The 21,602-nt window shown below is 58.3% G+C and carries 20 protein-coding genes; 4 read left to right on the forward strand and 16 right to left on the reverse strand.

Annotated features, from left to right (window positions below):
• Positions 1-36 precede the first annotated feature (36 nt).
• Both ACP7E4_RS20330 and ACP7E4_RS20335 read right to left on the reverse strand, forming a co-directional pair.
• Positions 37-693 carry a CoA transferase subunit B gene (locus ACP7E4_RS20330; RefSeq protein ID WP_065834704.1) on the reverse strand — a complete coding sequence of 219 codons (657 nt, stop codon included), beginning with the start codon at positions 691-693 and terminating at the stop codon, positions 37-39.
• 71 nt (positions 694-764) lie between these two features.
• Positions 765-1,466, reverse strand: a complete 702-nt coding sequence (locus ACP7E4_RS20335) for a CoA transferase subunit A (protein ID WP_426117423.1) — start codon at positions 1,464-1,466, stop codon at positions 765-767.
• A 127-nt stretch (positions 1,467-1,593) separates the two neighbouring features.
• Between ACP7E4_RS20335 and ACP7E4_RS20340 the strand changes: the two genes are divergently transcribed.
• The 4 genes from ACP7E4_RS20340 to ACP7E4_RS20355 all read left to right on the forward strand — a co-directional run bounded on the left by ACP7E4_RS20340 (position 1,594) and on the right by ACP7E4_RS20355 (position 5,262).
• Entirely contained in the window at positions 1,594-2,502 is a 909-nt protein-coding gene (locus ACP7E4_RS20340; RefSeq protein WP_426117425.1) for a LysR family transcriptional regulator, read from the forward strand.
• 121 nt (positions 2,503-2,623) lie between these two features.
• A complete protein-coding gene (locus tag ACP7E4_RS20345; RefSeq protein ID WP_426117427.1) occupies positions 2,624-3,994 on the forward strand; it encodes a gluconate:H+ symporter in 1,371 nt (456 codons plus the stop codon).
• A gap of 252 nt (positions 3,995-4,246) precedes the next feature.
• Positions 4,247-4,522, forward strand: a complete 276-nt coding sequence (locus ACP7E4_RS20350; RefSeq protein ID WP_426117429.1) for a hypothetical protein — start codon at positions 4,247-4,249, stop codon at positions 4,520-4,522.
• Positions 4,523-4,656: 134 nt separating this feature from the next.
• Positions 4,657-5,262, forward strand: coding sequence for a LysE family translocator (locus tag ACP7E4_RS20355; protein ID WP_426117431.1), 606 nt, complete (start codon positions 4,657-4,659; stop codon positions 5,260-5,262).
• Positions 5,263-5,272: 10 nt separating this feature from the next.
• Here the strand turns inward: ACP7E4_RS20355 and ssuE are convergent, their stop codons facing one another.
• The 14 genes from ssuE to ACP7E4_RS20425 form a co-directional block, all read right to left on the reverse strand.
• Positions 5,273-5,854 (reverse strand): NADPH-dependent FMN reductase, encoded by a 582-nt coding sequence (gene ssuE / locus ACP7E4_RS20360; RefSeq protein ID WP_426117433.1) that lies wholly within the window; start codon positions 5,852-5,854, stop codon positions 5,273-5,275.
• A 270-nt stretch (positions 5,855-6,124) separates the two neighbouring features.
• On the reverse strand, positions 6,125-7,213 hold the full coding sequence (locus tag ACP7E4_RS20365; protein WP_426117435.1) for a polysaccharide biosynthesis/export family protein: 1,089 nt from the start codon (positions 7,211-7,213) through the stop codon (positions 6,125-6,127).
• A gap of 155 nt (positions 7,214-7,368) precedes the next feature.
• Positions 7,369-8,781 (reverse strand): undecaprenyl-phosphate glucose phosphotransferase, encoded by a 1,413-nt coding sequence (locus ACP7E4_RS20370; RefSeq protein ID WP_426117437.1) that lies wholly within the window; start codon positions 8,779-8,781, stop codon positions 7,369-7,371.
• Positions 8,782-8,794: 13 nt separating this feature from the next.
• The gene (locus tag ACP7E4_RS20375; protein ID WP_426117439.1) at positions 8,795-10,012 is read right to left on the reverse strand and encodes a glycosyltransferase family 4 protein; all 1,218 of its coding nucleotides are present in this window, start codon (positions 10,010-10,012) and stop codon (positions 8,795-8,797) included.
• Between the two features lie 138 nt (positions 10,013-10,150).
• Positions 10,151-11,269, reverse strand: a complete 1,119-nt coding sequence (locus tag ACP7E4_RS20380; protein ID WP_426117441.1) for a glycosyltransferase family 4 protein — start codon at positions 11,267-11,269, stop codon at positions 10,151-10,153.
• Between the two features lie 124 nt (positions 11,270-11,393).
• Positions 11,394-12,704, reverse strand: coding sequence for a hypothetical protein (locus ACP7E4_RS20385; RefSeq protein ID WP_426117443.1), 1,311 nt, complete (start codon positions 12,702-12,704; stop codon positions 11,394-11,396).
• Positions 12,705-12,797: 93 nt separating this feature from the next.
• Entirely contained in the window at positions 12,798-14,048 is a 1,251-nt protein-coding gene (locus tag ACP7E4_RS20390; RefSeq protein WP_426117445.1) for a glycosyltransferase family 4 protein, read from the reverse strand.
• A complete protein-coding gene (locus ACP7E4_RS20395; RefSeq protein WP_426117447.1) occupies positions 14,045-15,046 on the reverse strand; it encodes a glycosyltransferase in 1,002 nt (333 codons plus the stop codon). Before ACP7E4_RS20395 ends, ACP7E4_RS20390 begins: the two co-directional genes overlap by 4 nt.
• An 84-nt stretch (positions 15,047-15,130) precedes the next feature.
• Positions 15,131-15,646 carry a transcription/translation regulatory transformer protein RfaH gene (rfaH, locus tag ACP7E4_RS20400; protein ID WP_426117449.1) on the reverse strand — a complete coding sequence of 172 codons (516 nt, stop codon included), beginning with the start codon at positions 15,644-15,646 and terminating at the stop codon, positions 15,131-15,133.
• 4 nt (positions 15,647-15,650) lie between these two features.
• The gene (locus ACP7E4_RS20405) at positions 15,651-16,451 is read right to left on the reverse strand and encodes a WbqC family protein (protein WP_426117451.1); all 801 of its coding nucleotides are present in this window, start codon (positions 16,449-16,451) and stop codon (positions 15,651-15,653) included.
• 37 nt (positions 16,452-16,488) lie between these two features.
• Positions 16,489-18,705 carry a polysaccharide biosynthesis tyrosine autokinase gene (locus tag ACP7E4_RS20410; RefSeq protein ID WP_426117453.1) on the reverse strand — a complete coding sequence of 739 codons (2,217 nt, stop codon included), beginning with the start codon at positions 18,703-18,705 and terminating at the stop codon, positions 16,489-16,491.
• Complete coding sequence (locus tag ACP7E4_RS20415; RefSeq protein ID WP_426117455.1) at positions 18,706-19,158, reverse strand: low molecular weight protein-tyrosine-phosphatase; 453 nt, start codon at positions 19,156-19,158, stop codon at positions 18,706-18,708. It lies immediately after the preceding gene.
• Positions 19,148-20,083: a glycosyltransferase family 2 protein gene (locus ACP7E4_RS20420; protein WP_426117457.1), complete on the reverse strand. Its 936-nt coding sequence runs from the start codon at positions 20,081-20,083 to the stop codon at positions 19,148-19,150. Before ACP7E4_RS20420 ends, ACP7E4_RS20415 begins: the two co-directional genes overlap by 11 nt.
• 3 nt (positions 20,084-20,086) lie before the next feature.
• Entirely contained in the window at positions 20,087-21,601 is a 1,515-nt protein-coding gene (locus ACP7E4_RS20425; protein WP_426117459.1) for a lipopolysaccharide biosynthesis protein, read from the reverse strand.
• Position 21,602 lies beyond the last annotated feature (1 nt).

Below are 21,602 nucleotides of genomic sequence, written 5' to 3' on the forward strand. Positions count from 1 at the left end.
AACCAAAACCGAGGTCAAAACGTATAGTGCGGTCGCTTAAAACGTCATTTCCACGACATCATCCGGAACAATCAACTTGCCGGCGGTCTTGGCGATGATTTCCTCAACACTTACCCCGGGCGCACGTTCGCGCAGGATGAACGCGCCGTTTTCGATTTCCAGGTAAGCCAGGTCAGTCAGCACCTTGCGAATACACCCGGCGCCGGTCAGCGGCAGGCTGCAACGGCCCAACAGCTTGGACTCGCCATCCTTTGACGCGTGGGTCATGGTGACGATGATGTTGTCGGCCCCGGCCACCAGATCCATGGCGCCGCCCATGCCCTTGACCAATTTGCCGGGAATCATCCACGAGGCGATGTTGCCTTCCACGTCGACTTCGAAAGCGCCCAACACGGTGAGGTCCACGTGGCCGCCGCGGATCATGGCGAACGATTGGGATGAGTCAAAAATCGACGCGCCGATGCGTGCGGTCACCGTTTGCTTGCCAGCATTGATCATGTCGGCATCGATGGTTTCTTCAGTCGGAAAAGCGCCCATGCCCAGCAAGCCGTTTTCCGATTGCAGCATTACGTCGATATCGTCAGGCACGTAGTTGGCGACCAGGGTCGGAATGCCGATACCCAGGTTCACGTAGTAGCCATCTTTGAGTTCGCGTGCGACGCGTTGAGCCATTTGTTCGCGGGAAAGTGCCATGGTCTGAAATCTCTTTGTTGTTTTATCGCAGCCTGCACAAGCAAGCGCCGGAAGAACGCAAAGCGATGGCGTCAGGCTTTGCGTACGGTGCGCTGTTCGATGCGCTTCTCGAAAGTGCCCTGGATCACCCGATTGACGTAGATGCCAGGCGTATGGATTTCGGAAGGCAGCAGCACGCCCGGCTCGACGATTTCTTCAACCTCGACCACGGTAATCCGGCCTGCGGTGGCGACCACCGGGTTGAAGTTCTGTGCGGTGTGGCGATAAACCACGTTACCAAAGTGATCGGCTTTCCAGCCTTTTACGATAGCGAAGTCGCCGGTGATTGCTTCTTCAAGAATCACGTTGCGGCCATTGAACTGGCGGGTTTCCTTGCCATCAGCGACCGGCGTACCGTATCCGGTTGCCGTGTAGAAGGCGGGAATGCCGGCGCCGCCTGCGCGCATTTTCTCGGCCAGGGTGCCTTGGGGAGTGAGTTCGACTTCCAGTTCGCCGCTGAGTAACTGGCGCTCGAACAAGGCGTTTTCACCGACATAGGAGGCGATCATCTTACGGATCTGCCGGTCTTCGAGCAGGATGCCCAGGCCAAAACCGTCGACGCCGCAGTTGTTGGAAACAACGGTCAGTCCTCGGACGCCCATGCGTTTGATTTCTGCGATGAGGTTTTCCGGGATGCCGCACAAGCCAAACCCACCGGAAAGCACTGTCATGTTGTCGGTCAGCCCAGCGAGGGCTTCTTGATAAGTCGCAACTCGTTTGTCGAGTCCAGCCATGATTGATCCGCCTTTTATAGTTGTTACCGACTGCCTGGGCGTCGGAGGAGCGTTCGCTGCATCTTCTCTCGGGACCAATGATTTGTTAATTTTGTTTTTCTGATCGATTAATAAAGAAAGAAAATATATGAACGTGAAGCAGCTCCGAGCTTTTCTGGCCGTGGCGCAACATCTGAGCTTCGCCCAGGCGGGGGAAAGGCTGCACCTTTCGCAACCGGCCCTGAGCCTGACCATCAAGAGTCTAGAAGAGGATTTGGGTGGGCAACTGCTCAGTCGCACCACGCGCAGCGTCAGCCTCACGCCGGAGGGCGAAACCTTGTTGCCGCTGGCGCGGCAGTTGCTGGCCGATTGGGATAATGCCGAAGAGCTGTTGCGTCAGCGCTTTACCCTGCAACTGGGCAGGGTGTCGGTGGCGGCGATGCCTTCCTTTGCGGGCAATCTGCTGCCCGGCGCGCTCAAGGTGTTTCGCAGTCGCTATCCACGGGTCAATGTGGCGGTGCATGACCTGATCAACGAAGAAGTGCTGGAAATGGTTCGTCATCGGCGGGTCGAGCTGGGCATCGGCTTCGAGCCAGAGGCGGGCAATTCGCTGGTGTTCACGCCGTTCTATACCGACCGCTTCGTTGCCGTGGTGCCGCTGGACTCGCCCCTCGCCCAGCGTGCCGAGCTGAGCTGGGAGGAGTTGTTGAAAGAGGACTTCATCGCCCTGCAACGGCCTTCCGCGGTGCGTCTGCTGCTGGAACAGAGTCTGCAAACGCAGCATGGCAAATTGTCGGTGGCGTTTGAAAGTCATCAACTGTCGACGGTCGGACGCATGGTGGCCAACGGGCTTGGGGTTAGCGCCGTTCCGTCGTTGTGCATTCAGCAGATGCAGGAGTTGGGTGCACGCTGCATTGCGTTGGTCGAACCGCGTATCGAGCGGCGGATCGGCCTGATGATGCTCGCCGATCACAAGCTATCGGCCGCTGCCCAGGCGCTTCGGGATGTCTTGATCGAATGCGCGCTGTCACAACAACCCAGGCTGGAAGCGCTCTAGAACAAGGGTCGGTTGGCGAAACTGTCACAAACTTCACATTGGTCCCAAGGGCCTTCCGGTATCGTGCAGCAAAATTACAACTAAATGTTTCTGCCGAAACCCGTGATAAGGAGTCAACCCTTTGGATGCGTCGTCAGCCGCCTGGCTTGTGCATGACACCCGTTTGATTATCTGTTGCCTGATCGCCATTGCGACGATCATCGTTCTGATCAGCGCCACCAAACTTCCGCCCTTCCTGTCGATTCTGATCGGTACGTTTATCGCCGGCGTCGGTGCCGGTTTACCGCCGGAAGAAGTTGCCAAGGCGTTCAGCAAAGGCGCTGGGGCAATTCTGGGCGAGGCGGGTCTGATCATCGCGCTGGGGGCGATGCTCGGGGCGTTGATGGCCGAATCCGGTGCGGCGGATCGTATCGCCACTACATTGCTCGGGTTCGGCAAGGGCCGCGCGCTGCCGTGGGTCATGGCGCTGGTGGCGATGGTGATTGGCCTGCCGCTGTTTTTCGAAGTCGGCCTGGTGTTGATGGTGCCGATCATTTTCGTGATGGCCCGCCGTTCCGATCAGCCGTTGCTGAAAATCGCCATTCCGGCGTTGGCGGGGATGACTACGTTGCACGCCCTGATGCCGCCGCATCCTGGACCGCTGATTGCGGTCAGCGCATTGCACGCCGATCTGGGCCTGACCATGTTGCTGGGATTCTGCATCGCGGTTCCGGCGGTGATTCTTGCCGGCCCGCTGTATGGCAACTGGCTGTCCAAGCGTCTTGACGTCAAGGAGCCCGCCGAGCTGGGTGAATTGTTTTCTGCCAAGCCAACAGCCAAGCGCCAGCCAAGCTTCGGCGTTTCGCTGCTGATTATCCTGTTGCCGGTGATCCTGATGCTCGGCAGCACCTTGGCGAAAGTCGCCATGGACCCGCACAGCACTGCGGCGCTGACCTTGAAGTTCCTTGGTGAACCGTTGGTTGCACTCGGTCTGGCGGTGGTAGCGGCGGTGATTTGCCTGGGTTGGGCCAACGGGATTTCCCGGGAAGATGTGGGCGGCACCTTGCGTAAAAGTCTCGCGCCGATTGCGGTGTTGTTGCTGACCATTGGCGCTGGCGGCGGCCTCAAGCAAACCTTGCTGGACGCTGGCGTGAGCCAGACCATCAGCAAGGTGGCCGAAGGCGCGCACATGCCGTATCTGCTGCTCGCCTGGCTGATCGCGGTGGCGCTGCGTCAGGCCACCGGTTCGGCTACCGTGGCAACCACTACCACCGCAGGCATTCTGGCGCCGATGATGGCCGGCCTGGCGGCGACGCAAAGCTCGCTGGTGGCCTTGGCGATTGGCGCCGGTTCGGTGTTCTTCTGCCACGTAAACGACGCAGGCTTCTGGATGGTGCGCGAATACTTCGGCTTGAAGCTCAAGGAGACCATCCTGGTCTGGTCCGTGTTGCAGACCATTGTCTCGGTGGTGGGTCTGGTGGGGACGTTACTGTTGTGGCAGTGGTTGACGTGATCAAAGCCACGAAATGATCCTGTAGATACAATGTTGTGAAGCACGATCCGTGTGGGAGCGAACTTGTTCGCGAAGGGGCCAGTAGATCCGGCAGAGATTCAGTGCCTGAGACATTGCTTCGCGAGCAAGCTCGCTCCCACTGTGCCGTTGAACCTCCCCGACAATAACGACTATCAAGAGCAGTGATTTCTGCGAAAACGGTGGCGGGCGTAGCCTTGGCTCATTCCCGAACGAGTCATCTTGGAGACTCCCATGAACCGCATTCTCGCCGTTGCCCTGTTACTTTCCGTCGCTGTTGTCTCCGGCTGCTCGACCCACCACGCAGTCGAACTGCGCCCTTACACCGCTGAAGAAACCCATCAGTTGGCCCTTGAAGACTTGAACCGTCGCGGCTTGTCGTTCGATGAGTATCAAGCCAGAAAAGCCCAGTTGATGGCTGAACCTACGCTGCAAGCAGCACGTGCCTTCGACAATCACGGTGAGATCAGCGTCGAACGCGCTGAAGTCATTCAGGATCGTCAAGGTTGAGTCTCGATAACAGTCGCGAGCAATTGCAGTAAATAACAAACTGTACTGCTCCAACTTTTACCCAACTGTTCGTGTGTTTTGAACTGACGCTCCGCTAGGGTTGATGGCCTGCCCTTTAGTCCACGGATCGGTTCATGACGCTCTCTTTCGATTTACTCCTGGCATTCGCGCTGTTTGCGTTTGTCACATCGGTTACGCCCGGTCCGAACAACATGATGTTGCTGGCCTCTGGCGTGAACTTCGGCTTCAACCGTTCGATCCCGCATATCCTCGGTATCAGCTCCGGCTTTTTCAGCCTGGTGCTCGCGGTCGGCCTGGGTTTGGGCGCAGCGTTCAAGACTTATCCGATGCTGTACAGCGTATTGCGTTATGCCGGCGCCGCTTATTTGCTGTACCTGGCGTGGAAAATCGCGACGTCCGGCCCGGCTTCGGATGCAGATGGTCATGAAGGCAAGCCGCAAACCTTTCTGCAAGCGGCAGCGTTTCAGTGGGTCAACCCCAAAGCCTGGGTCATGGCAGTGGGCGCGATCAGCACGTACACGCCATTGCAGGGTTACTTCACCAACGTCGTGGTGATTTCCGCTATTTTCGCCTTGATCAACGCGCCGAGCGTCTGCGTCTGGGCCGGCTGCGGCAGCCTGTTGCGCAACGCCTTGCGTGATCCGTTCTGGCTACGGGTTTTCAATGGCGTGATGGCAACCTTGCTGGTGGTGTCGTTGTATCCGCTACTGGAAGGTTAAATCGACTTTTCTACAATGCCAGGCGCAGATGCCCGCCCGCCTGTTTCTGTCGGGCTTGCAGTCGGTGTTGCAGGCCAAGATAGAAATGCTCCAGGCCTTCCTGCAAACGCTCGGTCAGGATTTCGTCCAGTTCCCCACCCTGTTCGTTGTCGGCGTAGCGGATCTGCGTATCGATGGCGAAAATCCCGTGCAGCACTTCCTGGCATTTGAGTGCCGACAGCACCGGTTTGAGTGCGTAGTCCACGGCAAGCATGTGCGCGATGCTGCCGCCGGTTGCCAGGGGCAGGACGACCTTGCCGTGCAACGAGCGCTCCGGCAGCAGATCCAGCAGCGTTTTCAGCGCCCCGGAGAACGACGCCTTATAGACCGGTGTGCCGATCAGCAAGCCATCCGCCTTTTTAACCGCTTCGATAAAGTCGATGACTTGCGGGCTGTCGAAATGCCCGAACAACAAATCTTCGGCGTTGAAATCACGAATGCGCAACGTGGTGACATCCACCCCTTGGTTCTGTAGCCAGCGACGTGCGTGCTCAAGCACAACGCCGGAACGGGATTTGAGAGCGGGGCTACCTGAGAGTGAAACGACTAGCATGCGGTATTCCTTATTAAAGCGTCTGTGGAATAAAGCAGCATGCATGCCAGCTCTCCGAAGAGTGCTAACTGCATGAATTAAAAGACTTAATCCGGATTGTTAAAACCGTCGGTGAAAGCGAGCAGTGCTGAATGAATCCTTAACTGTTGAATAGCTGTTGCCGGGGCAACACTTACCCGCCAAATCGCGGGCAAAAAAAATCCCCGCAGTCGGCATATGCGGGGACGTTCTGTTGCTTTGTTGCGATGCCGAGGAAGTGGTGCCGAGGAATCAGTTGCGGAACGCAGCGCCGGTCTGAATGACGTTGGCCGAGCCCAGCAGTTGACTTACGAAGCGGCTCCAGCGGGTGATGTTGGCCGGGCCTACGAACACCACATCCTGAGCGGCGAGTTCGAAGTCTTTGGCCAGAATGTAGGCGGTCGGTTTTTCGGCGTTAAGGTGGTAGACAGTGGCACCGACGTTCGCCTGATTGTCGGCTCCGCGAATGACATACACCGCATCACCGTCAGCGCTGTCCGGGCTCAGGCCGCCGGCATTACCCAGGGCTTCAAGCAGTGTCACGCTGGTGGTGCCGAAGGAAATGACCTGTGGTCGCTGGACTTCGCCCATGACGTAGATCTTGTTCTTCGAATTGCTGTTCAAGTGCAGGTAATCGCCGTTCTTGAGGAAGATTTTGCTCAGTTGCGAGTCTTTGCGATTGAGCGCATCGACGTCGATCACGTAGTCCTTGCCATCGCGTCGCAGGGTCAGACCTGCAAGGTTGGCATCAGTCAGGTCAAGACCAGCAGTACTGATTGCCTGGACCAGGCTTAGCGGGATATTGGTGATCGATTGCGGGCCGGGAGATTTGAAAGAGCCGGAGAGCAATACGCGTTGGCTGTTGTAGCGCAGGACTTTGACGTCGACTTTGACCTCGGTGTACTGCGGCGACAGGCCCATGCGCAATTGTTCGCGGATCTGCCCGACTGTTTTGCCACCTGCCTGGATTCTGCCGACATAAGGGAAATAGAGCGTGCCGTCGCTCAATACTTCCCGGCTGTTGGCATCGAGTTGGTCCTGGGAGCCGGGTGCGGTCAACTCTGGGTGCTCGAAGACGATCACCAGCAGCGTGTCACCAGGGCCCACGACGTACTCGGGAGTCTTGTAGTTCAGCAGTTCGGTGGGCAATGCCTTGGTTGAGGCCGTTGCTTGCTGTCGCTGCTGTTTCAGCGTTTGCGGAGTTATGTTGACCAGATGGACATCCGGACCGTCCGGGTCTTTCTTTTCAACGTCACTTGGAGTCATGTGCTGCCCGGGTGCGAAAGCGCAGCCTTGCAAAATCAGACTGGAGAGCAGCACAACAGCTAGGGTTAGCTTCATATAATTCTTCCTTCCTAAAGGTGCGCTTGGCACCACAGTGATTTCATTGCTTCCCTTACCAACACCGACATTGACTTCATGTGTGATTTTGCGGATGCGCGCACCTCCCGCGGAGCTTGTAGCCCCGGACATTGTTCTTGTGGGAATGATTGGGTTCAGAAGGCGTTCTTGTTCAGAAAGCCCTTGAACAGGGTCAACAGAATGATTTTCAGATCGAGCCACAGCGACCAGTGCTCGATGTATTCGAGGTCGTATTCGACGCGCTTCTGCATCTTGTCCAGGGTGTCGGTCTCGCCGCGCCAGCCATTGATCTGCGCCCACCCGGTGATGCCTGGCTTGACCTTGTGGCGCAGCATGTAACCGTTGACCTGTTTGCGGTATTGCTCGTTATGCGCCACCGCATGCGGGCGCGGGCCGACGATGGACATGTCGCCGCGCAGCACATTGAAAAACTGGGGCAGCTCATCCAGCGATGTGCGCCGCAGAAATGCGCCCAGCGGCGTGATGCGTGAGTCGTTGCGTGTGGCCTGGCGAACCACTTCGCCATTTTCCTGCACGCTCATGCTGCGAAATTTCCAGACCATGATCGGCTTGCCATCCAGCCCGTAGCGGCGCTGGCGAAACAACACCGGGCCGGGGGAAGTGAGCTTGATCGCAATGGCAATCAGCAGCAGCGGCAGGGCAATCATCAACAGGATGACGCTGGACAGCAGAATATCCTCGATGCGCTTGACCAGACTCCAGGCACCGTCCATGGGCGAGTCGAAAATGCTGATGCTCGCCAGGCCATTGATGCTCTCGCTACGGGCGTGCAGCAGTTCGAACATGAACACGTCAGGAATCACATACACCGACGCGGTGGTATCGCTCAGTCCTTTGACCAGGTCATGCAAATGCGGCTGGCCGTCGATCCCGAGGGTGATGTAGACCTTGTCGATACGGCCCTGGCGCGCATCTTCGATCAGTTGATTCAGATCACCCAGCACCGGAACCTGAGCCTCGATGCCGCTGGCGTCCGGTTGCTGTGGCTGCACGTCGTAGAATCCCAACAGCCGCAGGCCCATCCAGGGCGCGCCGGAAATCGATTCCGCCAGGCGCTCGCCGACGTGGCCGGTGCCGACGATGGCTACCCGACGGGTGTTGAAACCCCGCCGACGCAAACCATGCAGGCCGCTGCGAATCAACAGCCGATAGCCGCAGAGCACCGCCAGTACCGAGGCGAACCAGGTCATCTGGCTGTCATCCGGCAGTTGCACATGGTTGAGTAGCAGGTAATCCACGGACAGCAGGATGACGAAGGTCAGTCCCCAGTAATTGAACACCTTGGTCAGCTCACGAAGGATGCGTTCGCCGCGCCACGAGCCGTACATCTGATGAAACTCGCTGAGCCAGTGAAAGACCAGCACCGCCAGCAGGATTTGCAGCCAGGCTTCGGCGCTGGACACCGAGGGGTCGTGCTGACTTTGCCAGTAGCCGCCAAGCACGATCACTGTCAGGTCCAGCAGGCGATGGGCAACCGACAGCAGGGATTGATGCGCATGAAGAATGCCGCGAACTTGCGTACGCATAGACGTTGCTCGCTCAGACAGATTTGATCGGGACGACACGTGCACTCAGGTCGCTGTTGACCAGGATCGGGGTGGCTTGCGGCATGCGGTATTGCGCCGGTTGACGTGCCAGGCGTGCGGCGGCCAGGCGGCTTTCGACGAAATATTTGATTTCTTCCTCGAAACGCTCGCAGGAAAAACGCTCGGCATTCGCCCGGCAGGCCTGGACGGTAATGCGCGACTGTGCAGCTTCGAACTCGCCCACGGCGGCAACCACGGCAGCCATGGTTTGTTGGTGAAAAAACACCCCGGTCGGTTGCGGATGATCCAGGCCGCACACAGTTTCCAGAGCGCCACCCTTGGCGAACGCGATCACTGGCGTGCCGCAGGCCTGGGCCTCCACCGGGCTAATGCCGAAGTCTTCTTCTGCAGCAAAGACAAAGGCCTTGGCATTACGCATGTGCTCCAGCAACACCGCGAACGGCTGAAACCCGAGCAGCGTGACGTTGGGTGCGTGAATGGCCTTGGCCCTGGCCATTTCCGGGCCGTCGCCGATCACGATCAGGCGCTTGTCCGGCATGGCGGCGAACGCCTCGATGATCATCGGCATGCGTTTGTAGGGGACCATGCGCGACGCGGTGAAGTAATAGTCCTGCTTGGTGTCCTGGGGCGTGAAATTGACGGTATCCACCGGAGGGTAAATCACCGTTGAATCGCGACGATAGGCCTTGGAGATCCGCCCGCCGATGAAGTACGAATTGGCAATGAAGTCGTCCACGCCGGCTGAAGTGCGTTGGTCCCACATGCGGATGTAGTGCAAGACCATGCGCGCCAGTTTGCTCTTGAAGCCGGTGCTCATGCCGGACTCCAGCAGGTATTGATGTTGCAGATCCCAGGCATAACGAATGGGCGAATGCACGTAACTGATGTGCAGTTGATCAGGGCCGCTGAGCACGCCCTTTGCCACGGCGTGGCTGCTGCTGATGATCAGGTCGTAGCCCGACAGGTCCAGTTGTTCGATGGCCAGCGGCATCAGTGGCAGGTAGCGTTGATAGTGAGTCCTGGCTTTGGGCAGGCGTTGGATAAACGTGGTTTTGGCGACCTTGCCGCCAAGATGGGCGCGATCCTGGGCGCTGAGAAAGTCAATCACGGAAAACAGATCGGCCTCGGGCCAGACCTTCAGCAGCGAAGCCAGTACGCGCTCGGCACCGGCGTAGGTCACTAGCCAGTCGTGGACTATAGCTATTCTCATTGGGTTTCCCTTCTATTGGCACATGCTCCACTTCAGACGCGGGCAGGCTGCGTCTTGGCGTGTCGTTGTTGAGTTATTTGCCCTGGTGAGCCAGGCGTTATCACTTGCAGTGAAAGCACTGGCCGTTCCCTCGGCGTTTCAAGACTTGCCTGACGAGGGGTCTGTGACCGGCCCTCGAGATGTTGGCGCGGGATCGGATTGCGCGTTGATCAGCGCGTCGATACGTTGCGAAACCCGGCGTGCTGATTCCTCCCAGGAAAAGCGCCGGACGTTGGTCAAACCGCGACGCCGCAAGGATTGCCGCAGCGGCAGGTCGGTCAGAATGCGCTCCATGGCCGCGGCCATGTGGCTGACGTCCAGCGGGTCGAAATACAACGCGCTGGCTTGCAGCACTTCCGGGATCGACGCAGCGTTGGCGGCCAATACCGGGCAACCGCAGGCCTGGGCCTCAAGGGGCGGAATGCCGAACCCTTCATACAACGAGGGGAAAACGAACGCCGTTGCGCCCTGATACTGCGCGATCAATTCAGCGTCGTTGAGTCGCCCGAGAAAGTGGATACGCGGATCGCGGCTGGCCAGGCGTTGCAGGTTGGGGTCGGCAAAGACATCGTTGCCGCCACCGACGATATGCAGCTGAACGTTTTCCTGGCCGCGCAGGCTGAGAAACGCCTGGATCATGCGGTTGAAGTTTTTGTGGGCGCTGGGCGAAGAAACCGCCAGCAGGTATTCAGGCTGATCGGCAGCAGCATGCGCCGGTACGAACGCGTCGCTGACCGCAGCCGGGATGACGTAGATCCGGTTCTCCGGGAAACCATAAAAGCTGGCAATCTCGCCCTTGGAAAACTGGCTCACGGTCATCAGCGCCTTGAGCCGGGACAGCAGCACCGGGGTGAGGGCGCGGTAAGCGGTGCGAAACGCTCGGGAATAACTTTGCGGGTAGCGTATGTAATTGATGTCCAGGTGGGTTGCTATCTGATTGCTGTACCAGATCGGCGCGGTGCTGGTCAGCGAGACCAGTAACGGGCTGCCATGGCGGTACAGGTACAGCGGCAAATCCAGTTGTTCCCACAGGTGGCCGCTGTTGCGACCGATGCATTGCACGTTCAGCGCTTTGGCGCTTTCATGCATTTTGATGTCGTGGGGGGCGACGAAAACCACATCGTCTCGCAGCTGTTTGAGGGCCAGGCAAGTCTGCTCGGCGAAGCGCTGCACTCCGCGTATTTCCTGGGTCAGAAAACGGGCATTGATCACAATCATTGGGGCGCGACCTGAAAAGAGAATTGGGTCGATTAAGGGGTTCGCGCAAGCAGGCCTTGACCGATGGGCTGCTTGCACTGCGCGATACCTGGGCGCCGTGCGCCGTCGTTATTGGACTAATAACTCATTGGGCAAACAGCGGTGGCTTACTGCCCAGACTGATGATTTTCGGAAACTCGTCGATGGGCACCTGGGCCGAACAACGGCTGTCGTTGCAGTCCCAGGCAATGCCGGTATCGATCAACCCTTTACCCGGTTTGCCACTGTCAATCAGCAGGACGTTGCCGCGCTGGACGCTGCTTGCCTCGACCCGGATCAGGCGCGGCTCACCGGTTGTCCAGGCCACCAGCGCCTGCTCCGAGCCTTTGGCAAAACGCAGCAGGTAGGTTGAATCCAGCTCGCGGCTTTTTTCGGCGTCGTAGCGGTACTCATGCAGGATTGGACTGATTGCCTTGAGCGTCAGGTACGACGGCTTCAACGTCAGGTCCTGTTTGAGCAGACCGAAGTTCTGCTCCGGATCGTTGATGTCATTGCCATCATTGAATAAGTCGTACCACCACAACCCTTTGATATCCGGCAGCGTCTGGGCAAGGAAGAAACTGCGCGCAAGGTAGGCGGCCTGGGTCTGTTCGCTCAGGCCGCATTTACCGGTGTTGCTGGGCCAGCCCATCTCGGTCAGATACAAGGGCACCGGGCGCGAGGCCAAGGCCCTGAGATCAGCGTCCACCCAGCGCAGCCAGGCGATCCAGCGTTCCGGGGTATGTCGTTCCTCATGCCGGCAATGCACATAAGGATGCAGCGAAAGGCCGTCTGCGTGGTTGAGTACACCGGCCTCCACCAGCCGGTCGGCGAAGCCCAGGTCCATGCCGAGGCTGGTCACCGCACCGGCAAGAATCGTTACCGGTTTTTTCTGCTGACGGATGCGCAGCGCGGTTTCTTCTACCAGATTGCTGTAGTCCCTGGCGAAGCCCGGGTCCACGGGATTTTCTTTATCCCACTCATTCCAGATTTCGTAAAAGTCCACACTGTCGGCCAGTTCCCGGGCCACGAATGACACGTAGTTGCCAAAACCTTCCTTGACCAGTGGAGTACGAGGTTTGGCGTAGTTGCCGTAATACGTATTGCCGTAACCCAACACCAGCAAGGGGCGCAGTCGATGTTCCTGGGCCTTGCTCAAATACGCTTGCCAGGCCGGGTCGATGCGCAACATGCCGCGTCGGGGTTCGGCGGTCGACCAGTAGGCATCATCGCGGACCGAATCGACTCCGGCTTCTTCGAGCAGTTGCAGTGCCTTGGCCGATGAGCTGCTTTTGTTCATCAAATGAGTATCGACGCCGATGATGAATCGCTCATCGGCCAGTGCCATACAGCTCATGAACAGGCAAATCACAAGCATCGTCAGCGGTCGCGATCGGGCGATGGGCGGCTTGGGCATATTTTGTCTCAATGAAGAGGCACGGTCCGGAGCGCTTGCTCAGGTGAGTCACGGGCCGATGGATAACACTGCAAGACGTGTAGCGAGGTTGACCTAGCCGCGATCGGAAACCGACGGCTCATCGTGCCGTACGATCTTGTCCAACAGGGTCTGCGCAAAGATACTCTGGTAGCTGTCGAGCATCAGATCCATGTCCAGCAGCGAAGCAACGCTGACCCGGGCCTGGGAACTCAAGCGTGCCAGCAAAGCCGGTTGCTGGTGCAGTTTGAGCATGGCCAGCCCCAGGGAGTCCGGGTCGTCCGGGCTGCACAACAGACCGTTGAGCTGGTCCTGGATAATCTCCCGCAGACCGCCCATGCGACTGGCAATCACCGGTTTTGCATAAGCGCAGGCCTCGACGGCGACCATGCCGAATGGCTCATTCCAGATCGATGGCACGATGGCCACATCGATCTGTTTATAGAAGGCCTCGGGTGTCTGGTAGCCGACAAAACTGATGCGGGGCGATTCCGCCGCCAACGCCTTGAAGCGGGCCTCGTCGTCCGTTTGCCCGCGACCGGCAATTTGCAGCGTTGCATCAAAGGGCAGCGTCTGGAATTGCTCGATCAGCCAGCGCACGCCTTTAGGCTCCGAAAGCGTGCCCATGAAGCCGAAGCGCAGCGGCGCTTTCTTTGGCTCCGCTTGCAGATTGGTTTTTGCCTTGATCGGCAGGGCAGGGCAAGGGCTGGCGTTGTGTACAACAAAACTACGGGCGTTCTTGAAGTAGCCGTTGTCCTGCAGGGTGTCGAGCATGAAGCGGCTGACGCCTACCACCGTAGCAACTTGTGCCGAGCGATCATCATGGCCTTTGCGAAAATGCTCGCAGCGGCTGCATTGGTTGCGGCAGCTTTCCCCGTTTTTGAACATGGTGCTGCTCGGGCAAAGCAGATACAGATCGTGCAACACCTGAACGATCGGCTTGCCAGCGGCGGTGATTTCATCCCATGCCGACACCGACCAGCCGGTGAGATTGTGACAGACCACCAGGTCGGGCTTCTCGATGTTGATCACCCGCTTTACGTATTCGCGCATGCCGCCGTTGTACCGGTCGCGAAGATGCCAGCCCAACCGCGCCAGTTTCCCAGGGCGCTGATCCCTGAAATGCCAGTAGAAGTTGCGCAGCCCTGCGCGATACACCCTGACTTGATTGATCATCTCTTCCTTGAGGCCGGACTCGGCTCCGGTCGCCAGCACGGCGACCTTGTAGCCTCGCTTGTACAGGCCTTCGACGGTGCGTTGCAGGATGATCTCTGCACCGCCACCGATATTGGGTGCGTAAAGACTGGAGATGAATAACAACTTCATAAGGGGTACGAGCGGTTCAGGCCCAGCACGCCTGCCTCGCCATCCTGAATGGCTTTTTCGATCAGGGTCAGGCGTTGTTCTGCGCCACGGCGTTTGGCGATCAGCCGCAGCAGGCGGAAGAACATCCAGCGGTTGAGGCTGTACAGCACCGACGACGAAGCCCAGATGTTCTTGTCGAACCAGGCCTGGTTGCGGGCGCCGTAATAGGCCCTGAGGTCCGAACCGCCAAGCAGGAAACTTTCGTAGATGTTGCTGGTACGCGCTTTGATGTTCCACGAATCTTCGAGGTCATCGAGCAACGCGTCGGGCACCAGGAATATGCGTCCGCCACCGGCAGTGATGCGCCAGGTGTATTCACTGTCATCGGCATACAGCATCAATGCATCAAGGGGCAGGCCGATGCGCTGATAAAGGCTGCGATGGGCGAGCAGGCCGCCGTAGGTTGCGAAGGGCAATTGCACCATCGGGATCTTGTCTTGCTTGCGCTGGGGATGCACCCACGGGCGGCGGCGCCAGAGCTTGTAGGGCAGCTGCGCGATGTGAAAGCCGAAGAAGCTGGAGCGGCGCTGAATGGCGAACCTGCCGGGCACGCCGGCAGCGATGTCGGCCTGATGAGTCGGGCGAAAGCCGAGTACCGCCGACTTGTCACGCCCGTCGATTTCTTCCAGCTGACTCAGGCATGTGTGCAGGGTCGCGATGGCGTTATGAGTCGGCGCGTTATCGTCATCCATCAGCCAGATATATTCGGCACCCGCATCCAGTGCGGCCTTGATGCCCACCGAATAGCCTTTGGCAGAGCCGGTATTGTTATCCAGATAGATCACCTCAACCTGGCCAGGCCAAGTGGTGCGCAGGTTTTCCAGCGGGGCAACCGACGCGTTGCTGACGATGATCACCCGGTCGATCAGCGGGCTTTCCAGCGAGCGGCTGACAAGGGTGTGCAGGTAGTTGAAACGGTCACCATAGGTGAGCGTCACCAATGTCGTGAGTTGAGTCATGCTGAGGTTCCGTCCGGAATAGAGATGAAGGTAGTGCCGCAACCCCGGTGCGCGTGAACAACCGGGGCCTGGCGAAACGTGGCCTTAGACCCTGGCTTCCATCCGCAACAGACTGCTCATCGGCAACACCACTTTCTGTTCCCGTTGCAGCAGGTTAAGCAGGATGACGGCACGCTCGGCGCCATCAGCGGCGAGGAAAATCGCCTCGATATCACACAGCTCGCCAGCCTTGATCATCACGCGCTCGCCTTGCCTGAAATCGACTTTGGCGACGGGTTCATGCAAGCGTCGGCGGATCTGTTCGATGAGTTCATCCTGGACCGGAACCGGATGGCCGCCGAAGGTGACAATGCGCGCCACGCCACGGGTCGAGCGAATCGGGTACCAGTTGTCATGCACCTGATCCATGCGGATGAACAGGTAGCCCGGGAACAATTCTTCTTCGCTCGCCACTTTAGGCGTGCGTTTTTTCGGCTCGCCCGACTTCAGCGGCCGATAGCATTCGAAGCTCTGGCGCTGCAAATGCTCTTCGGCGCGGGCCTCCTGGCGGGGCTTGGTCTGAATCAGGTACCAACGGGCGGGGCTATTGAGCTGAGACATACATTCACTCCACTGCGGTGCGCGTGAACGAGGGCTTTGTGGCGTCCGGCTGGCTGACGAGCTCGGCCAGCAGATCCTCCTGATTGCCACCGCTGCCATCGCTGACGGTGAAACAGGCGAGCATGGCCTGGACTTGTTCGACGCAGTTGAACATCAGCACGTCGATGATCGACAGGTTGGGTACGAACGGCTTGCCGAATTGCCGGTAGACCACTTCATCCATCTTGAAAAAGCGCACCAGCAGACCATTCCTGGCGAACAGGTCCCGGTCGTACAGCTCGGCACCGCCGATGGGATTGAGAAAGGTCGTGGCAGCAAAGGTATGGGCGATATTGATCACCCGGTCCTGCTTGTCGGTGCACGAGCTCAGCTTCAGGTCCGAGCCGCGCAGAATCGGCGTCACGATGTGCAGATACGCGCACAGCTCGCGGATAACGTGCTCGGCGTACAGCGCGAGATTCTGCTGCGGGAAGCGGATCAGGCGCGTCACCAATGGCATCACCTGTTCGAAGTACGGCGCCTTGCGGTAGTTCTGGGTGATGACGTTGATCAGGCGTTCAGCTTCGTCGCTGAAGGTGTCGATGAACTGGCGCTGCATGATCGGCAGCTCGAAGCGATCCTTTTTCAGCGGGAAGGTGATCAGCTTCGCTTCGCCGTTGTTCAGAATGCGGTTTCGATTGACCCAGCCGGAGCGGATATATTGCAGATCGTCTCCCAGGACGAAGACATCTGCTGCTGCGATCAATTGAAAATAGCCCAGGTAGGGGAAGAGGTATGGCTGCATCATTGCTATGGTCCTGGCCATGCGTAACTCCTTGAGTGTGTTGGGTGATCTTTGCTCGTTATTTGCGTACTGGACTGTAGTCGTATCCGTAGGCTGCGCAGTCATAATCTGCGGTCGAAGCCTTGCGTAACACGCCATTGAATATGGCGCCCTTGATGACTACACCGTTTTGACCAAGTCGGCGCTTGCAGGCTTCGATTTCCTTGACCGAAGTCAGACCGAAACGGGTGACCAGCAGGCATGTGCCGGCCTGGCGACCGACCAGGGTAGCGTCGGTCACGGCCAGGATCGGCGGCGTGTCGACGAGCACCAGGTCATACAGCGGCGAAAGCTCGGTGAGCATCTTGTTGAAGTTGTCATGCATCAACAGCTCCGAAGGGTTAGGCGCCGCGAAACCGCAGGAAATGAAGTCCAGGTTGCGCACTTCGGTGTGATGGATGACTTCGGTGCTTTTCAGGCGCGCGGCCAGTGTGTCGGACAGCCCGTGCTTGGGTTGCAGGCCGAAAACCTTGTGCAGGTAACCTTTGCGCATATCAGCATCGATCAGCAGAACGCGCTTGCCGGTCTGGGCGATGATCACTGCCAGGTTGCTGGACACGAACGACTTGCCGGCGCCCGGCGACGGGCTGGAAATCATCAGCACATTGTTGCGTGCTTCGAGCATTGCGAAATGCAGGCTGGTACGCAGGCTGCGCAGGGATTCCACTGCCAGCTCGGTGGGTGCCGATACGCTCAGCAGCCTGGATTCCTTGCTGTCCGTGCGGCTTTGATTGTTCTTTTCCAGTCGTTCCTGTTGGCGCGAGTAAGGCAAGGATGCGTACACCGGCATGCCAATGTTTTCGATGACTTCAGGGTTGTCCACGCCGCGATAGAACGCCTGGCGAACGAACACGGTGGCGACTGCGACCAGGGCGCCCAGCAACGTCGCAATCAGCACGATGAGTTTCTTCATCGGCTTGACCGGCTCTTCGACGTTGGCGTCGGCGTTGTCGATGATCCGCACGTTGCCGATGCTGCCGGCGCGCAGAATGTCCTGCTCCTGGCTTTTGTTCAGCATCAAGGTGTAGGTCTGGCTGGTGACCTGCATGTCGCGAGTCAGGCGCAGCAATTCCTGTTGGGTTTCAGGCAGTGTTTCGATCTTTTTCAGCAGGCCCTGTTTTTGCGCTTCCAGCTGGCTCATCTGGCTCATCAAGGCGCGATAGTTCGGGTGTTCGCGGGTGTACAACCGCTCCAGTTCGACGCGGCGCATCTTGAGCTCCGAGAGCATCGAATCCAGCTTGACGACCTGATCCAGCACGCCCTTGGTTTCGATGCTCAGGTCCACCGACTTGGCGCTGGTCTGGAAGTTGTTCAAGGCGACTTCCGACGCTTCCAGCTGTTTGCGTACGGCCGGCAGTTGCGAGCGCAGGAAGTCCAGGCGCTGGGCGGCCTCGGCGGAACTGCGTTCGACGTTCTGGCGGACGTACAGACGGCTGATCTCATCAACGATCTTGTTGGCTTTTTCCGGGTCCGGGTCCTGCAACGCCAGGTAGATGATCCCCGAGTCCTTGCCGGCTTCGGTGATTTTCAGGCGCTCCTGATAATTGAGCGCGGCGGTCAAGGTGCGCAGTTTGGAAACCGTGAATTCAGTCCCTGGCCGGGCGTTGAGCGTCGCGACCTGAATCTTTGCGCCATGGCCTTCGACGGTCTGGTTGACGGCGCCGCTGAGAATCTGGTTATGGTCCTTGTCATACAGCGTGAAGAAGCCTGGCTTGCCTGCGACGAGGGTCAGTTTTTCACCCAGCAGATCTTCGGGAACTTCCAGCTGGAAGACATCAAGCTTCTCGCCGCCCCAGGCGTATTGACTCATGCCGAACCACGGTTCGGCTAATTGGCCCGGACGCTCTGGCTTGAAAGTGCGGCTCAGGTAGCCGCCGATCATCGGGAAGTGATCGGGACGCTGCACGATGTTCAGCTTGAGGTCATCCACCACTTTGCCCAGCACGGCCCGCGACTTGATCAGCTCGATTTCGGTAGTCGCCTGGGACACCGACATCGGTTTGTTGGAGACTTCCGGAGTGCCTTCGATGCCGATTTTCTTCGGCTCGATCTGAATCATCGCGTTGGCCTGATAGATCGGCGTGGCAAGTATCGCGTAGGCCAGCCCGACCAGGCAGAACAAGCCGACGATCGAGATGATCAGGCCCTTATGGTCGAATAACGTGCGCAAGATAGTTGCCAGATCGATCCGGGAGTCCTGGTAGTAGTCCAGGGAAGAACGGTTCATAGCGGTCATTTATCTTGTTTCTCCTGACTGAAGATAAGGTAGCCAGTCGTCGACACATCGCGAGAGGTGCTCGTAGGTCTGTTCAAAGGCTAATTTTGGTTGCCGGTAGGGGTCGGCTATTTCCATTTGTTGTTGCCATTTGCCAATCAGAAAAGTCTTGCCGCGAACTTCAGGTGCCAACCTCAAAACGCTTTTGAGCTGTGCGTTTTCCATCAGCAGGATCAGTTCGGCCTGATGCAACATGTCGCGATCCATCTGCCGGGCGCGGTGCCTGAGTGTTGGCACCTGGTGCATCTGCAAAACCGCCTGGGCGAGCGGGTCGATTGGCGAATCGAGCATCGCGTGGGTGCCCGCCGAGGCAATCTGCACATCGGTCGCCAGCACACGCTGGCGCAACAGCGCTTCAGCCATGGGGCTGCGGCAGATGTTGCCGATGCAGATCACCAGCACGTTACTGAACATGGCCTTTGCTTATCGAAGGCATGAGCCGCTTGCCGAGGTTGACGGTGAAATTGCGCGCCACCATCAACAGCGCCTGCAGCTTATGCACCGGTGCCAGTGCGGAAATCGCCAGGCCGATGGTTTGCATGAGGAAGTATTCGTACAGTTCCTGATTGCCCTGCCGGTTGTAGTAGTTAGCCAGACTGCTACAGGTTTGCAGGCTCATATGAAGCTTTCGTTTATGGCTACGCATCGAGAAAATGCCACCCGGATGCACGCGGTAAGCGGCGGGTTTGATCTGGGGGAGAAACTTGCCTTTGCCGAAAGCACCGAGCAGCGACCACCAGCACATGTCATTGAGCGGAGCGACCGGCATCAGCAACTCCTGAGGCAGGGTGCTGAACATATTGCGAAAACACACGGTCAGAGTCGAAAGCGGGCGAGCCTTCTGCAGTTCCAGAGCCGTCGCATCTTTGCGTAACTTGCCCTGTAACTGGATGCCTTTCTCGCCTTCGCTGTCGAACGCCATCGCGTCGTGATACGTGATGACGTAGTCCGGATGGCTTTCCAGGAAGTCCACCTGGATTTGCAGTTTGCGCGGGTCGGTCCAGTAGTCGTCGGCTTCGCAGTACGCGATGTAGCGGCCCCGAGCCTTGGCAAACAGACCCGGTACGCAGGGTTTGCCATATTGGTATTGATTCACCGATTGATAAAACGGCCTGATGATCGCGGGATAACGCTCGGTGTATTCGGCAATGATCTGTGCAGTGCCGTCGGTGGAGGCATCATCGTTGATCAGGATTTCAAAGTTGAACGTCGTCTGTTGTGCCAGAAAACTGTCCAGTGTCTGAGCGATAAATGCGCCCTGGTTGTAGGCAGGGCAGATGATGCTCACTAGTGGTGGCTGGGACGGGGCAGTGGACGTTGCTAATGTCTTGTCATCCATGGCTCAAGTACTCGGTTTGCTGAACAAAATGAAAATTCTCGAAGCCAGCGGTTTGTCGCTGGCTGCTACGACGATCAGGGTGATCAAACCGCTGACCGCCAGACCGGCGAACACGCTGAAACGGTCGTCAGCCGCGATCAAGCGAAACAGTGGCTCGCTGATTGCCAGACCGATGCCGGTCATCACGCTGATGCGCAGGATGTCGCGTAACCAGGTGCCGTGAATGCCCGGCGCCAGGCGGTTGTGGACGATCATCGGCCACACCGCGAATGACACGATGCGCAGGAAGAACCAGGCCAGTGCCGCGCCATAGGCGCCTTGGTAATGAATCGCCAGGAACACCACCGGAACAGTGATCAGTGCTGAAACGACGCTGTACCAGACATGCAGATTCATTTGTCCGTAGGCGTATTGCAGATAGAACTGGAAGGCGCTGACCGCCATGATCGCGCTACCCAATGCGTACCAGCACAGGATCGAGCGGCTCCATTGCGCCGCGACCTGATCGCCGGTCCAGGCGTAGATCAAGGGCTGGGCATGCAAGGCAATCACCGCAGCCAGCGGAAACAGAAACGTGCAGACGAAGCGGTTAGAGGCCAGAAACAGCCGGTGCATATCGTCGCGGCGACCTTCTGCCATCAATACGGTCAAGCGCGGCAGCAGGGTTTGCACCAGCGGATTGGTCAGCATCAGAATCCCGGTGGTGATCAGCGCCACCAGCGAGAAATAGCCGTATTGGTCCAGAGGCAGCTGCTCGGACAACAGCACTTTGTCGATCTGTGTCAGGACGATCCACAGCACTGCCGTGAATGACATGCTCGCCGCAAACGGAATGATCGGTTTGACCAGCTGCCAGTTGAATCCGCTAAGCCAATGCGGCGTCGGCATTTGCTGATAGGCGCGCCCGGCAAACATCAGGGTTTCGATCAGACCGACCGCGACCTGGAATTCGAAGAAATCCGCCGGGTCCTGGGAATAGACGCTGACCAGCAGCAGGCCGCCGAAGTAGCGCAGGGTGGCAATGATGATATTGGCGAGGTTGAGCCAGCCATGTTGCTCCAGGCCCTGGATGCCGCTTTTGTAGAGTGTCGAATACAGGCGCAGGGCGATCACCACCCCCATCAGGCTGATGCAATGAATCAAGGTTTGCGGCTGCAACTCTTTGGCGTTGAGCCATTGCAGGGCAATCCACGGGCTGCTCAGGTAAATCGTGACGCAGCACAAGAGAGTCAGCGGTAGAAAGATAATCTCGAACGAGCGCAGCAGCTGTCCCGAATTACGCTCGCTGGCCGGTGTGCCTTGCTGGTGGGCGACGGCACGCACCAGGCTGGGCGACAGGCCCGCGTCAAGCAATTGCAACCATGCCTGCATGACCGCGAAGAACCCGATCAGGCCGTACGCCTCGGCACCCAGATGGCCAAGGTAGAACGGCATGATCAGGATGCCGACCAGCAAGACGTAGGCCTGCCCGGCATAGTTCAATGCAGTGTTGCGGATCACGGAGCGTTTGGTTTGCATG

The organism is Pseudomonas sp. DSP3-2-3 (assembly GCF_049898225.1).
Lineage (GTDB): Bacteria > Pseudomonadota > Gammaproteobacteria > Pseudomonadales > Pseudomonadaceae > Aquipseudomonas.